Annotated in this window: 13 protein-coding genes; 7 read left to right on the forward strand and 6 right to left on the reverse strand. The window is 71.4% G+C overall.

Annotation, left to right across the window (positions count from 1 at the left end; translation table 11 throughout):
• Window positions 1-139 precede the first annotated feature (139 nt).
• The 5 genes from OP04_RS26790 (at window position 140) to OP04_RS26810 (ending at window position 3,737) form a co-directional block, all read left to right on the forward strand.
• On the forward strand, window positions 140-670 hold the full coding sequence (locus OP04_RS26790; RefSeq protein WP_033342632.1) for a hypothetical protein: 531 nt from the start codon (window positions 140-142) through the stop codon (window positions 668-670).
• Window positions 670-1,755: an AAA family ATPase gene (locus OP04_RS26795; RefSeq protein ID WP_033342633.1), complete on the forward strand. Its 1,086-nt coding sequence runs from the start codon at window positions 670-672 to the stop codon at window positions 1,753-1,755. Before OP04_RS26790 ends, OP04_RS26795 begins: the two co-directional genes overlap by 1 nt.
• Before the next feature lie 18 nt (window positions 1,756-1,773).
• A complete protein-coding gene (locus OP04_RS26800) occupies window positions 1,774-2,178 on the forward strand; it encodes a DUF4259 domain-containing protein (protein WP_033342634.1) in 405 nt (134 codons plus the stop codon).
• Between the two features lie 31 nt (window positions 2,179-2,209).
• The gene (locus tag OP04_RS26805) at window positions 2,210-2,731 is read left to right on the forward strand and encodes an SMI1/KNR4 family protein (protein WP_033342635.1); all 522 of its coding nucleotides are present in this window, start codon (window positions 2,210-2,212) and stop codon (window positions 2,729-2,731) included.
• Window positions 2,732-2,912: 181 nt separating this feature from the next.
• Window positions 2,913-3,737: a S1 family peptidase gene (locus OP04_RS26810; RefSeq protein ID WP_033342636.1), complete on the forward strand. Its 825-nt coding sequence runs from the start codon at window positions 2,913-2,915 to the stop codon at window positions 3,735-3,737.
• 180 nt (window positions 3,738-3,917) lie between these two features.
• On the opposite strand, the gene OP04_RS50135 is transcribed toward OP04_RS26810, so the two are convergent.
• Window positions 3,918-7,175, reverse strand: a complete 3,258-nt coding sequence (locus OP04_RS50135) for a DUF4132 domain-containing protein (RefSeq protein ID WP_051799109.1) — start codon at window positions 7,173-7,175, stop codon at window positions 3,918-3,920.
• A gap of 134 nt (window positions 7,176-7,309) precedes the next feature.
• Between OP04_RS50135 and OP04_RS26820 the strand changes: the two genes are divergently transcribed.
• Window positions 7,310-8,002 carry a class I SAM-dependent DNA methyltransferase gene (locus tag OP04_RS26820; RefSeq protein WP_033342637.1) on the forward strand — a complete coding sequence of 231 codons (693 nt, stop codon included), beginning with the start codon at window positions 7,310-7,312 and terminating at the stop codon, window positions 8,000-8,002.
• Here OP04_RS26820 and OP04_RS26825 read toward each other — a convergent pair.
• From OP04_RS26825 to OP04_RS26835, 3 genes are read right to left on the reverse strand one after another with little or no spacing between them, the layout of a single operon-like run.
• Window positions 7,986-8,984, reverse strand: coding sequence for a hypothetical protein (locus tag OP04_RS26825; RefSeq protein WP_033342638.1), 999 nt, complete (start codon window positions 8,982-8,984; stop codon window positions 7,986-7,988). The two genes, OP04_RS26820 and OP04_RS26825, sit on opposite strands and share 17 nt — an antisense overlap.
• Before the next feature lie 29 nt (window positions 8,985-9,013).
• Window positions 9,014-9,733, reverse strand: coding sequence for an enoyl-CoA hydratase/isomerase family protein (locus OP04_RS26830; protein WP_033342639.1), 720 nt, complete (start codon window positions 9,731-9,733; stop codon window positions 9,014-9,016).
• On the reverse strand, window positions 9,730-10,353 hold the full coding sequence (locus OP04_RS26835) for an L-threonylcarbamoyladenylate synthase (protein WP_033342781.1): 624 nt from the start codon (window positions 10,351-10,353) through the stop codon (window positions 9,730-9,732). Before OP04_RS26835 ends, OP04_RS26830 begins: the two co-directional genes overlap by 4 nt.
• 176 nt (window positions 10,354-10,529) lie before the next feature.
• Here OP04_RS26835 and OP04_RS26840 point away from each other — a divergent pair, with 176 nt between their 5' ends.
• The gene (locus OP04_RS26840; protein ID WP_157240393.1) at window positions 10,530-11,651 is read left to right on the forward strand and encodes an acyltransferase family protein; all 1,122 of its coding nucleotides are present in this window, start codon (window positions 10,530-10,532) and stop codon (window positions 11,649-11,651) included.
• A 448-nt stretch (window positions 11,652-12,099) separates the two neighbouring features.
• Here OP04_RS26840 and OP04_RS26845 read toward each other — a convergent pair whose 3' ends face one another.
• Together OP04_RS26845 and OP04_RS26850 are read right to left on the reverse strand one after the other, a co-directional pair.
• On the reverse strand, window positions 12,100-13,518 hold the full coding sequence (locus tag OP04_RS26845) for an MATE family efflux transporter (RefSeq protein WP_033342640.1): 1,419 nt from the start codon (window positions 13,516-13,518) through the stop codon (window positions 12,100-12,102).
• 126 nt (window positions 13,519-13,644) lie between these two features.
• Complete coding sequence (locus OP04_RS26850) at window positions 13,645-14,082, reverse strand: MarR family winged helix-turn-helix transcriptional regulator (protein WP_033342641.1); 438 nt, start codon at window positions 14,080-14,082, stop codon at window positions 13,645-13,647.
• Between the last annotated feature and the right edge of the window lie 51 nt (window positions 14,083-14,133).

The raw sequence follows: 14,133 nt of genomic DNA on the forward strand, positions 1-14,133 counted from the left end.
GGCGCAAGCCGTTCCCACTCCTGATCAGTCAGATCACCAGCCATGCAGTGACAACGATGGATCATCACCAAAGGTGATGATCCATCAAACACGGCCTAGGGCGGCTCCGCCCTAGATCGACCCGTGGTTGAATGCGTGGATGTCGTACAGCTTCGTGGTCGCGGCCCGGATCACCATCTCCGGGGAGGCCTTCGAGACCTGGCTCGACACACCGCTGCCGGCCACGGTGGTCATCGAGAATCCCGGCGACATGTTCGCCGGGTGGTATTGGGACGATCGCGAGCGGCCCGAGGACTGGAGCGATGCCGGCACCGGCATCACGCCCCGGGAACTCCTGGCCCTGCGCGACCCGGAGGACACGATCACGCTGGTCCGTCATCGGGACGGCGCGCTGGAGGCGTACCTGTGGACGCCCGCGCAGTCCGGTTCCTGGGCGACCGGTCAGCAGCGGTTGCTGTTGATGCTGGCGGGGGCCGGCGGCGACGGTGACGTGTTGTTCTGGGAGGAGACGGACGGTTCGCTGCCGTCCGAGGACTCACTGCTGGCGCTGCTGCGGGTGGACGCGCACGGCGCCCGTTTCGTCGAGGACGCCCTGCTCGGGCCGATCCTGACCGCGCTCAAGCCCGCCGAGGACGCGTTCTACGCGCTCATCGCGGACGCGGAAGACTGATGATCCGTACCCTTGCGATCGAGGGTTATCGCTCGCTGCGGGACCTCACCATCGAGCTGGCTCCGCATACGGTGGTGACCGGCGCCAACGGCAGCGGCAAGTCCAGCCTCTACCGCGCGCTGCGCCTGCTCACCGACGCCGCCCGCAACGGCGCGGTCGCGGCGCTGGCCCGCGAGGGCGGCCTGCGGTCCACGCTCTGGGCCGGAAAGGGCAGGACCGGCCCGGTGTCGCTGCGGCTCGGCTTCGCCGGCGACGACTTCGGCTACGCGATCGACCTCGGCATGCCGCCGCCCAGCTCGTCCATGTTCGGCGCGGACCCGGAGATCAAACGGGAGGCGCTCTGGTCCGGGCCGATCCTGCGCCCGTCCGCGCTGCTCGTCGACCGCGACGGACCGCTGATCTCGGTGCGCGACGGACGCGGCCGTCCGAAACCCGCGCTCGAGGCGGTGTCGCCGTTCGACAGCATGCTCAGCGAGTACCCGGAAGCGTGGCTGATCACGCTGCGGGAACGGATCAGGCGCTGGCGCTTCTACGACCATTTGCGCACGGACGCGGACGCGCCGGCCCGCCGCGACATGATCGGCACCCGTACGCCCGTGCTCGCCCACGACGGCGCCGACCTGGCCGCGGCGCTGCAGACGATCCTCGAGATCGGCGTGCCGGACGAGCTGCACGCCGCGATCGACGCCGCGTTCCCCGGCAGCGACATCATGATCACCGACGACCCGAGCGGCCGTCTCACGCTCCAGCTGCACCAGCCCGGCCTGCGCCGCCCGCTGGGCACGGCCGAGCTGTCCGACGGCACGCTGCGTTACCTACTCTGGGTCGCCGCGCTGCTCACGCCCCGACCGCCGGAGCTGCTCGTCCTCAACGAGCCGGAGACCAGCCTCCACCCGGACCTACTGCCGCCGCTCGCCGCACTGATCGCCACCGCCGCGACGCGCTCACAGGTCGTCGTGGTCACGCACGCGCCCCAGCTGGCGAAAGACGGCCAGGTCATCGAGCTGATCAAGGACAATGGCGAGACGCGGGTGGCGGGACTGGGCAGGTTCGAGGCACCCGCCTGGCAGTGGCCGAAACGCTGAACGCGAGGATGGGACACGATGGGCGCATGGGGCTCCGGGCCGTTCGAGAACGACATCGCGCTCGACTGGCGTGACGCCCTGCAACGCTCCGTCACCGGCGACCGCGCCGGACTGATCCGCAACGCGCTCGTCTCCCCCGACCTGCTGACCTACGGCGCCGCCGCCGAGGCGATCGCGGCCGCCACCGTGGTCGCCGCGATCCTGCCCGGCGGCCAGGCCCTGTTCGACGCGTCCGGGCTGCCGGAGGAGGAGGCGCACCGCATCCCCACCACCGCGGACACGCCCGCGCTCGCGCTGCGGGCGCTCGACACCGTGGTGACGGACGAGTCGGAGTGGCGACGGCTGTGGTCCGAGTCCCCGTCGCTCTACGCGGAGGCCGTGGCCACGCTCCAGCAGGTGCGCGGGATTCTGACAGACGAATAGGGATTTCGCGGCCGAATGCGATGATCACGCCGTGAGCTGGGGAGACGTGTTCGCGGATGGACGGCGGCAGGCCGGGGCGTCGCCGGAGACGCTGGCGATCTTCGAGCGGCGGCTACGCGTGCCACCGGACAACGACGAGGTCGCGGCGATCCGGGCGATGAACGTGCCGGTCCCGGACCCGTCCGGCTGGCGATTGCCGGACCGGCCGCTGCCGGAGTCGTACCTGTCGCTGCTGCGCTACTCGGACGGCGGCGAGTGCGGCGGCGGCGAGCGCTGGTTCCAGCTGTTCCGGACCAGCGGCCCGGTCGGCGTCCGCGAGATGACGCTCTCCTACCACGTGCCGGTCTACATGCCGGGCGCGCTGCCGTTCGCGTTCAACGGCTCCGGCATCTTCTACCTGTTCGACATGCGCGGCCGCGCGGACGAATATCCGGTGATAGCGGCCTCGGCCGGCGCCCTCGGCTGGGAACCGGACGAATACGCGCTCGTCGCCCCCACGCTCGCCGAGGCCTGCCGCGGCACCACGAACATCGGCGACCTGCTCTACGGCTGACCTTCTCAAGAATCAAAAGCCGAAGGATTCTCACGCCCGCGAGGCGCCACCCGAAGGGGCAGGAGAACTCGGTAGAACGACGTGAGGGACGCCCTGATCATGGGGCTGGCGGCGGCATCACGCGTGCGGGATGACCACCACGGGATTGGGCGCGGAGTAACGTCGGTGCGACGCTGCGTGGATGAGACTGGTCGCCATCGCTGCCCTGTTGCTCACGCTGGTCACCGCCCCCGCCCCGGCGTTCGCCGGCCCGGCCGCCGGGCCTGACCCGGAGACGCTGCCCGGCACCGCGTGGTGGACCGATCCCGCGACCGGCACGCGCACGGTCTCGGCCGACGACACCGTGGCGCCCCGGGATCTCGCGCGGCTGTCCCGGACGGGCGCCACCGTGGTCCGCGAGCCCGGGACGCGCACGAAGCGGCTGGCCGGCGGCGACTCCATCTACCCGACCGGCGGCTACCGGTGCACGATCGGCTTCAACGCGCGCAGCACCTCCGCGCCGAAGGAGTACTACTTCATCACCTCCGGCCACTGCGTCGGCCCGGTCGGGAGCACGGTGCGGATCATCGCCAACGGCACGATCATCGGCACCGTGGTGCAGCGGCTGGAACCGCGGGACTTCGCGCTGGTCCGGTACGTATCCACGGTGACCGTCCCGCACCCGAGCGCGGTCAACCGCTACGACGGCACGCTGCAGCCGATCACCACGTTCGGCACCGCGACCGTCGGCCAGCAGGTGCAGCGCGCCGGCAGCACCACCGGCCTCTGGAACGGCACGGTCACCGCCGTCAACGTGACCGTGAACTACGCGGACGGCACCCGGATCTCCGGCCTGATCCGCACCAACCTCTGCTCCGAGCCGGGCGACAGCGGCGGCCCGCTCTTCTCCACCACGATCGGGCTCGGCCTGGCCAGCGGCGGCAGCGGCAACTGCACCAGCGGCGGCGTCACCTACTTCACCCCGGTCACCCCACTGGCCGCCGCCTGGTCCGTCGGCCCGTTCTAGCACCCGGCCACAACGCGGCACAGCCCGCGCGCCCACGGGGCAGGCAGGCCGCGCGCACAGGCGGGGTGGCGGGCCGCGCCGTCGGCCAGCGCGACGCCCAGACCCTGATCCCGGAAGGTCGGTACCGAGCTCGACCGTTCCCGCCCGGTCGGCGGCGCATTGCCGCCCACCGCCCGTCGCTCACGGCGCGGCCGTGATCGTGGTCAGGTCGCGGATCGCCTCCTCCACGGTGGCGGCCGGGAGCGCGCCGAGCGGGATGCGCGGCGCCCGTCCCCAGTGGAGCGTGTCGCGCTCGTCCGCCCACATCGTCAGGCGACCGTCCTGGACACCCACGGTCAGCGCCAGCCCGCCCGGAATGTCCCGCAGGAAACGGCCGAACCCGGCCGGTGACGAACGCCAGCCCCGCCGCATGAACGGGCCCAGCCGCGACGGATTGATCGCTGCCTCGGCAGGGCGGGACAGCACGGCCGCACCCCGCTCCTCCGGCGTGAGCGGGAAACGCAGGCGGGTGAGCTGCGCGAACGGCTGGCCGATGCCGTAGTCGGCGAGCAGCGCGGCCCACCGCGGCAGGTCCGCACCGAGGTCGGCCGGGTGTGCCACGCCGATCGGCGCGCCGGGGTCGAGCGCGACCGGGTGATCGTCCACGTCCGCGAGCGTGCCGTCCTCGCAGACCCGCACGATGTTCAGCGCGTGGCCGTCCGGCGTGTAGGACCCCCACAGCAGCCGTCGCGCGAACGGCCCGAACAGCGCGTGCCCGGTCAGGAAGCCGGTGAGTTCCGCGGCCGGCCACCGTACCCCCGAGATCATGGCTTGTTCCAGGCGTTTCGACTGCCGGGCGGCCTCGGGCCGCAGCTCGCGCCGGAGCTGGGCGAACTGCTCCCGGGCGATCGCGACCGCGACCTCGTCGTCGCGCTTCGTGGGGCGGGGCAGCGTACGCACGGGGCGGCCGTCGGGATCCAGCACGTACGCCTCGAGGCGCTCGCCGACGCCGGCCGTGATCCGGCGCGGGCCGTAGTCCAGCTCGATCCGCGCGAACGAGGGCGCGGCGCGGTGCGGGATCTGTTCCGGCGTCCAGCCGTGCGCGGCCGCGGCCGTCCGCAGGTAGGCGGTGGCGCGTTCGCGCAGCGACTGGGCCGGTTCGGCGGTGAGACGGTCCAGCTCCCACAGCGCGGCGCCGGGCGCCCGCACGGCGAGCGTGCCGAGCACGGCCACGGCGTCGCCGGCGCGCACGTGCCGGCCGCGGCCGGGCCACGGGCGGATCAGCGCGGCCAGGTTGCGGATCGCCTCGTCGTCGGCCAGGTGCACCTGCGCCAGCAGGATCCAGGCGTCGGAGGCGGGCATCTTCGCGTCCACCCACTTGGCCAGCAGGATCCCGCCGAACGCGGCCAGCGAGTTCGCCTCGCACAGCTCGCGCGCGGCCGCGATCACCGGTGCGCCGCCCGTGTCGAGCGCGATCAGCGGCTGCGGCGCGAACGCGGACTCCACCACGTCGGCGCGGCCGGTCGACGGGTCGTAGCCGCCGGGCGCGTGCGCGGGGAGGTCCGCGTAGCGGGTCAGGCTCAGCGCGGCGAGCAGCGTGGTCACGGAGGCGGGTGGGAGCTGTCCGCGTCCGTCGCGCATATAGATCGGCGGGAGCGTCTCGTGCGTGGCCCAGAGCGGCATCGTGGGGAGCGTCTCCCGCACCGGCCTTGACGGCACGGCCAAGGGACCCGCACCGGCCGAAGCAGACGGGGGATCCCCGTCTCCGCGCGGGCGAACCGACGGCACGCCGTGTTGGCCCGCTTCGGCCGAGAGGCCGCCAGAAGCGGGCTGCTCTCCGCCCGGCCGGACCGACGGCACGCCATCGCGGCCCGCTTCGGTGGGGAGGGCGGCCTGCCGGTCCAGGTGCCGCAACGCCCGTCGCGCCCGGTCCCGTTCCGCCCCCGGCTTCCCGGCCGCGATCGGGACCAGCGCCCGCGCCGCCGACTCGGCATGACGCCCCAGCCACAGCCGCGCCCAGAACCGTGCCGAACCGGTGTGCTCCAGCCAGCCCGCGATCACGGTCGCGACCCTGGGACCCTCGAACGGGAGCAGCAGCACGCCCATCACATCCGGCTGCTGGGCGGCCAGGCGCAGCGCCATCGGCAGCGCCTGCAGCCCGAACCGCGCCACCACCGCCTGCTCCAGATCGCTGCGCGCGCCGCGCGGCGGCTCCCAGCCGTCCAGATAGGACCGGTCGATCTCCACCGGCGCCAGCGACAGCCAGACCTCCCGCTCCCCCGGCAGCCACGACTCGCCGGTCTCCGCCACGCCGGACACCGGCCCCCAGGAAACCTCCTCCGTGGAAGTGGAAGCGGAAGCGGCAGTGGACAGCACCAGCGGCGGCAGCACGTCCTCCCCGACCGGCGCCGGCCGCAGCAGGTCGGCGAACTCCTCCGGCAGCGTGGCCGCGACCTCGGCCGCCAGCGCAGGATCGGCCTCGACCCGGTCCCGCAGCAGCGCCATGGCCTGCAGGCCCATGCCCTCGACCGCGAGCAGCCGCAGTGCCCGCCGGGGGACGCGGGCCGCCAGCTTCGCCAGCACGGATGCCACATCGGGCCGTTCCGCGCGCGCGGCGAGCAGCCGGAACGCGTCGTCGCCCGGGATGGCGGCCAGCGCGGTCAGCAGGTTGCGGTGCACTGTCCGGCCGCGGTCCTCGCGCTCCCGGTCGTACCAGTCGGCGAGCGGGGCGGCGGCGGCCTCCCGCAGCCCGTCGACGAACGTGGCGAGCAGCCTCGGATCGCGCCAGATCGCGGCCTGGTCCAGCCGGGGTCTCAGCACGCGCAGCTGCTCCGCGGTGCCGATCGACGCGGCCAGCGCCTCCACCGTGCCGTCGCGCGGCTCCGCGCAGTCCTCGTCGACCCAGTCGCGCCGGTGTGGCGCCATGAACGACGCGGCCAGCCGCTGCCACGGACCGGCCGCCCGGAGCTCCGCCAGCGCCGCCTCGGCCTCGGCACAGTCCGGCGCGGCCGCGATCGCCTCCCGCACCCGGATCTGGGCCCGGCTCAGCCGCCCGACCGGGTAGGCCGTAGTCGCCTCCGCCAGCCACACGCCTCTGACCTCCCACGCCCCGGACTCGGCGGCGGCCGCGGCCGCGAAGGCCAGACCGTGCGCCTCGATCCACGCGTCCACCACGCCGGCGGTCGTCTCGTCCCACCCGATGACCCAGTCCAGCGCCGCCAGCAGTACGCCTGCGCCGAACGCCGTGTGGTCCCGTCCGTCCAGCTGCGCGGTCGCGGCCCGGCGGGCCGCCTCCGGCGTCTCGGCGTGCGCGAGCAGCGCCCGGATCCGCGCCTCAGTGGACACCAGCAGATCATTCGAGGGGGCCCGCACCGGCGCTGTCACCGGACCGCGGTCGCGCCGGGCCAGCCGCACGGTCGCGAACCGCCCCGGCAGCCGGAACTTCTCTTCACCACGCACACCGGCACGCTAGCCGCACCCACCGACAGTTTCCCGGCCACTGTCTTCGGCCGCAGGCACACGCGCAGCGGACGGCGTCACCCGCGCGAAAATAGGATCGGCCTGAGGCACGCGCACCACGGGAGGAGGGCGACATGCCCGATGCGATCTTCGATGATCCCCGGCTGGCCGCGATCTACGACCTGTTCGACGGCGACCGGCGCGACCTCGACCCCTACCTGGGCATCGCGGCGGAGCTGGGCGCGCGGCGGGTGCTGGACGCCGGGTGCGGCACCGGGAACCTGGGTGTGCGGCTGGCGGACGCCGGTCTCACCGTGATGGGCGCGGATCCCGCCCCGGCCTCGCTCGGCATCGCGCGAGCCCGGGACGAGCGGGTCCGGTGGGTGTGCGCGGACGCGGCCCACCTGCCCCGCTGGGAGGCGGACCTGGTGACCATGACCGGGAACGTGGCGCAGGTGTTCGTCAGGGACGAGGAGTGGGCCGCAACGCTGGCGAGCATTCATCGGGCGTTGCGGCCGGGCGGGTGGCTGGTGTTCGAGACGCGGCGGCCGGAGGTCAGGGACTGGGAGAACTGGTCGACGGAGCCGGACACCCGGGACGGGATCGTGCAGCGGATGGAGCTGACCGAGGTCGCGCTGCCGTTGGTGTCGTTCCGGTTCACCTACCGATTTGCGGACGGCGCGGTGGTGACCTCGGATTCGACGCTCCGGTTCCGTACCCTCGATGAGCTTGAAAGATCTTTGAGGGCCGCGGGATTCACGGTACGGGACGTGCGCGACGCGCCGGACCGGCCGGGACTCGAGTGGGTGGTCATGGCACAGCGGTGAGCTGGTCGTCGTAGGTCTCCAGGTCGGCGAGCGGCCAGGACGTGTAGCCGGTCGGGCCGTCGGGCAGCTCGACCGCGCCGGCGCCGTAGTCGAGCGCGAGCTGCAGCGTCGCCTTCCAGAGCGCGGCCGGGCACGGTGACTGGTTCTCGCAGATCTTCGCGGCGGTGGCGGTCTGGTACGAGATCGGCGCCCCCTTTGCCGCGATATAGGAGTACATCTCGACGTAGGCGGCAGGCCGATCCGGATCCAGCGAGTTGTTCCCGAGCACGCACCGCGCCCCGAGCACGGTCCGGCAATAGTCGATCATCTTCTTGGTGAACGGCAGGTCCACACTCCCGGTCCACGTGGTCTCGTCGATCCGCTGGAACGGGTTGAACGCCAGGTAGGACCGCGTGTGCGCCCACACCTGATGCGCCTCGATCTCGTCCCGGTGGCACTCGTCGTCCGCCGCCGCCGTGTAGCCGGCAGCCTGCAGCCCCGGCCGGTTCAGCGCAAGCTGCCCGGTATGCCGGATATACGGCTCGGCGAACTCGGTCGTGCACCGCGACACCACGACCTCCCGCACCCGCGGATCGTCGTCGTAGACGTCCGCCAGCCGTTGCTGCAGGTCACGGTAGGCGGTGTCGAACGCGGGCTCCCAGAACCGGCCGATCGTGCCGATCTGTGCGCCGTCCGCGTACCACGGAAGCGGGTTGGCGCCCTTGAGCCACCCCGGCGCGTCGACGCCGGCGGTCACGCGCAGCCGGACCGACGTGCCACCGGCCAGCGCGGCGTCGATCACGGACGTGTTCAGCGTGCCGGGCGCGGACTGCAGCTGCGACCAGGGCACACGGATCACATATGCATCGACGACCGGCTGATAGGTGGTGGGCGCGGGCCCGTTGCGGTCGGTCAGCCCCTCGACCGGGTCCTTCAGATCGTCGACGGACGCGGGAACACCGAAAGCGAGCAGCGCGGCCGCCGCCGCTATTCTGATCAGCATCAATGCATTGTGCCCGCTGGGAGCGCTCCTCAGAAGACCGCGGGCCGACGTTCCAGAAAAGCGGTCACGCCCTCGGCACGGTCCGGGCTCGCCACGCCGGCCGCGTGCCAGTGCGCGACCACGGCCGGGTCGTCCGACTCGACGAACGCCTTCGCCGCAGCCAGCGACAACGGCGACCGGGACGCGACCGTGGCGGTGAACTCGGCCAGCCGCTCCGGCGTGGCTATCTCGTTGACCAGGCCCAGGCTCGCGGCCTTGACCGCATCGACCGGGTCGCCGGAGAAGATCAGGTACTTCGCCACGGCCGGGCCGACCAGCGCGGTCAGCCGGCGCGTGCTCGCTGACGGGTAGACGATGCCGAGCTTGCCCGGCGGCACGCCGAACGTCGCGTCCGGCGCGGAGAACCGCAGGTCGCAGGCGACCGCCAGCTGGCAGCCGCCGCCGATCGCATAGCCTTCGACGTAGGCGATCGTAGGGTGCGGGAACGCGGCCAGCGCCGCCTCCGCGCGCGTGACGATCGAATCCTCACCGCCGGGGTACGCCTCCGCGATGTTCGCCAGGTCCGCCCCGGCGCAGAACGTGCCCTCGGCACCGCGCAGCACCAGCACCCGCGTCCGGTCCCGGAGCCCGTCCAGCAGCGGCGGGAGCGCGCGCCACATGTCCGCGGTCATCGCGTTCCGCTTACGCACGTTGGTGATCGTGACGGTGACGACCGGGCCGTCCTGCGCGACCTCCAGCGAGCCGGTCATGCTTCGAACCGGGACGGGTCCCCGGCGCCGACCCGCAGCACCTCCGGCACGTCCTCGGACAGGTCCACCACGGTCGTCGGCACCACGCCGCACTCGCCGGCGTCCAGCACCGCGTCCAGCTGATGGTCCAGGCGCTCCTTGATCTCCCAGCCCTGCACCGGCGCCTCGTCCTCGCCCGGCAGCAGCAGCGTGGTGGACAGCAGCGGCTCCCCCAGCTCGGCCAGCAGCGCCTGGGTGACCGTGTGGGCCGGGACGCGCACGCCCACGGTCTTCTTCTTCGGGTGCAGCAGCCGCTTCGGCACCTCGCGCGTGGCCGGCAGGATGAACGTGAAGCTGCCCGGGATCGCGGCCTTCACGGATCGGAACACCGCGTTACTGATGTGCACGAACTGCCCGACCTGCGCGAAGTCGCGGCAGACCAGCGTGAAATGGTGCTTCTCGTCCAGCCCGCGGATCGCCCGGATCCGCTCCAGCCCCTCACGGTTCCCGACCAGGCACCCGAGCGCGAAGCACGAGTCCGTCGGATAGGCGATCACGCCGCCCTGCCTCAGGATCGCCACCACCTGCTGGATGGTCCTGGGCTGCGGATTGTCCGGATGCACGTCGAAGTACCTCGCCACCACGGCAGCCTACCGTCAGGCACTTTTCCCGGGCAGGCGGTTCCAGCGCGTTGACATCATGAGCGTTTCTCGCCTAGATTCCGTCCGCTGCGCATCGTCCAGGGTGGCCACAGCCCTTGGAAACACCGCACATTCGGGCTTGTTCCACGGGGGAAAAATTGAGTACGGACAGCGCTGTGTCCGCAGTGACGACGGAACTGCCCACCGTGACGAAGGAACCGGTCACCAGACCCGAACGCACCGGCCGGATCTACGCCCTCGACCTGCTGCGATTCAGCGCCGCGCTCATGGTGGTCTTCTACCACCTGATCGCCGACCTGGACCGGCGCGGCGCCTGGGGCGACGGCCGGAAGAACTTCGGCGCCGCCGTCGACCAGGTGACCAGTTACGGCTGGATCGGCGTCGAATTCTTCTTCGTCATCAGCGGCTTCGCGATCTGCATGAGCTGCTGGGGCCGATCCCTCTCCGACTTCTTCACCTCGCGCGTCAGCCGGCTCTTTCCCGCCTACCTGTTCGCGGTACTGATCACCGGCACGGTGCTGACGCTTTTCCCGGTCACGAAGTCGCCCGATCTCACCACGATCCTGGTCAACTTCACGATGCTGAACCAGTTCTTCGACATTCCCGGGATCGACGACGTCTACTGGACGCTGTTCCTGGAGCTGAAGTTCTACATCCTGTTCGCGTCCGTGGTGTGGTTCGGCGTGACGTACCGCCGCGTGGTCCTCTTCAACGTCATCTGGACCGTGCTCTACCTCTTCGCGTTCACCACCAAGTTCCAGCCGCTGATCTCGATCGTCGAGCCGCGCTGGGCGCCGTATTTCATCGCCGGGACCACGCTCTACCTCATCTACCGCTTCGGGCCGAACCTGCTGCTCTGGGGCATGCTCGGCGTTTCGATGGTGATGGCGGTGCCGTCACTGAAGAAACGCTTCGAGGGCATGGTCGAGGTGTTCCCGCTGTCCTATGGCGTGGTTCTCGCCATCATGGTGGTGCTGTTCGGGCTGCTGATTCTGCTCGCGCTCGGAAAACTCGACTGGCTGCGGTGGCCGGGCCTGATGACGGTCGGCGCGCTGACCTATCCGCTCTACCTGCTGCACCGGCAGCTCAGCTGGGTCGTGGTCGACCGGCTGCACGAGGCGATGCCGCGCTGGGTGCTGCTGGGGCTGGTGACGGTGGCGGTGATCGGGCTGGCGTGGGTCACGCAGCGGTTCGTCGAGCGGCCGTTGTCGCGGTGGATCCGGCAAGGGTTGAAGGCGAGCTTCGCGCAGTCGCGGGCAGCGGAGAACGCGTCGTAGAGGGCGCATCGCCGCGAATCCGGCTCCCGGAAGGGCGAAGATCAAGATCTGGGGCATTTCCCGCTTTGCGGGTGGTTGCGGTCCGCATGCTCCCGCGGGCACCGGTCGTCGCCCAGGGGCTCCTCCCTGCCAGGGCCGTGGGTGGTTGCGCTCAAGGCAATACCCCGTCGCTTGTTATCGCACGAGGTTCGGTTGCGATCCGCGCAGTCGGCGATGGGGTGTACTGGGTCGTTCCTGCTGCTGGCTGATCCCGCTGCCGGCCGATCCCGCCGATCCGGCCGATCCCGCCACCAGTCGATCCGGCCGATCCGGCCGCCGGCCGATCCCGCCGGACCGATCCCGCCGGACCGGGGCGCCCGTCGAATGTGCATCGGCGGGCGCCATTTGATGTGTTCTGGATTGGTCGGCTGGATGGCGCTGGTGAACGTGAAGGGATTGAGCGGCGCGGTTAGATTGCGGCCTGGGCGAGCAGTTCTTCGGCGCGGGCGGGGGTGCCGTGGGCCAGGTCGCGGGTGATGGCGTGGCGGGAGGTGAGCCACAGGATGGTGGCGGTGGCGAAGACCAGGGTCTCGGTGAGGGTCAGGGACCAGATGATGCCGGGGAGGCCGAACCAGAGGTTGCCGAGCAGGACGATCGGGATGAAAAGGACGCCCTGGGTCACGGACAGGACGGTCGCGGCCATGGCGCGGCCGGTGGCCTGGAAGAGGGAGGTGAGCAGGCCGGTGAAGCCGTTGGCGATCATGGCGACCAGTTGGGCGGTGAGGATGGTGACGCCGAGTGCGAGCACTGAGCGGTCGGCGACGAAAGCGGAGAAGACCTGGTCGCGGAAGAGGAAGACGGCGGCGGAGAAGGTGAGCGCGATGCCGCCGACGGCTATCGCGGAGCCGCGGAGGGCGGCGGTGAGACGGTGGCGGTCGCCCTTGCCGTAGGCGTAGGCGAACAGGGGGAGCACGCCGAGCGTCACGCCCATCACCAGGAACTCCGGGACCTGGGCGATGCGGACCGCGACGCCCATGGCGGCGAGGGGGCCGTCGCCGTACGCGGCGGCGAGGTTGTTGAGCACCAGCGCGGTCACGATCAGGAACGCGGACTGCAGCAGCGTGCTGACGCCGACGCCGAGGACCGGCTTCAGCACGTGCGGGGCGAGCGTGAACCAGCGCGGGGCAAGGCTCAGGTGCGCGCTGTTGCGGGTCAGCCAGATCGCGAAGTAGCCGACGGTGACCAGGTTCGCCAGGCCGACCGCGAGCGCGGCCCCGGCCACGCCCCAGCGCAGGACCAGGATGAACAGGACGTCGAAGGCCACGTTCGCGATCGTGGAGGCGATCAGGCCGGTCATCACCTGACGGGCGGCACCCTCGGCGCGGACCAGCTGTTCCAGGCAGACCGCGGCCGCGAGCACCGGGACGAAGGCCAGCATGACGGCTATGAACTGCGTGGTGGCGTGCATGGAGGTGGCGTCCGCGCCGAGCGCGGTGACGAGCGGGTGCAGGAAGAGCAGACCGGCGCCGCCGCAGAGCGCGCCGACGATGATCGCGCCCCAGAACGAGAACGACGTGACGTGCCGGATCTCGGCGGCCTTCCCGGGATCGTGTTCGGCGGCGCCGAGCAGGCGGGAGACGAGCGCGCCGCCGCCGACGCCGAACACGTTGCCGACGGCCATGACCAGGCCGAGGATCGGTGAGCCGAGCGTGACGGCGGCGAGCAGCGTGGTGTCGTGGAGCGCGCCGATGAAGCCCGCGTTGATCACGTTGTAGATCGCGGTCACGATCATCGCGGCGGCCATGGGCACGCAGAGGTGGATGAGTGCGCGGGTCATCGGGGCGGCGGAGAGGTACCAGCGGTTGGTGCCGGGTGCGTCGATGCTCATGACTGCTTCTTTCATGTTATTTCGTGGTATTTCGGGCAGGGTGAAGCGCGCGACGGCGTACCCCGGCGCGATTTGGATCGTGGTTCTGTTTTCGGGGCAGGGTGCCTCAGGGCACGGAAAACCCTGCTAGCGGGACGGGCGAGGAAGCTGTGCGGTCACCTTGGAGAGCAGCGCGTGCAGCGTCTCGCGCTCGGCACGGTCCAGGGGTGCCAGCAGCGTCTCCTCGATGCCGGCCATCGCGTCCTCGAAGCCGGCGATCAGCGCGGCCCCGTCCGGCGTCGCGTAGACGCGTTTGCTGCGCTCGTTGCCCGGCTCGGTCCGCCGTTCGACCAGGCCGCGCCGCTCCAGGCCCTGCAGCAGGCTGGACACGCTGGCCGCGCTGGTCCGGGTGATCTCCGCGATGTCCCGCTGGATCGCGCCCGGGTTCTGCACCAGATATCCGAGCGCGAAGCTCTGCTCGTGGGTGAGCTCGCGGTCGCGGATCCAGTCCTCCCCCGCCTTCCGCTGCGCCCACCCGACCCAGCGCAGCAGGTCCAGCGCGCTGGTGAACTCCGGCTCTCTCATACTTAGAAAGCTAACCGTTAGAGTTCTAACTGTCAACGCCGGGGGCGGACC

It is taken from the genome of Catenuloplanes japonicus (assembly GCF_000717135.1).
Lineage (GTDB): Bacteria > Actinomycetota > Actinomycetes > Mycobacteriales > Micromonosporaceae > Catenuloplanes > Catenuloplanes japonicus.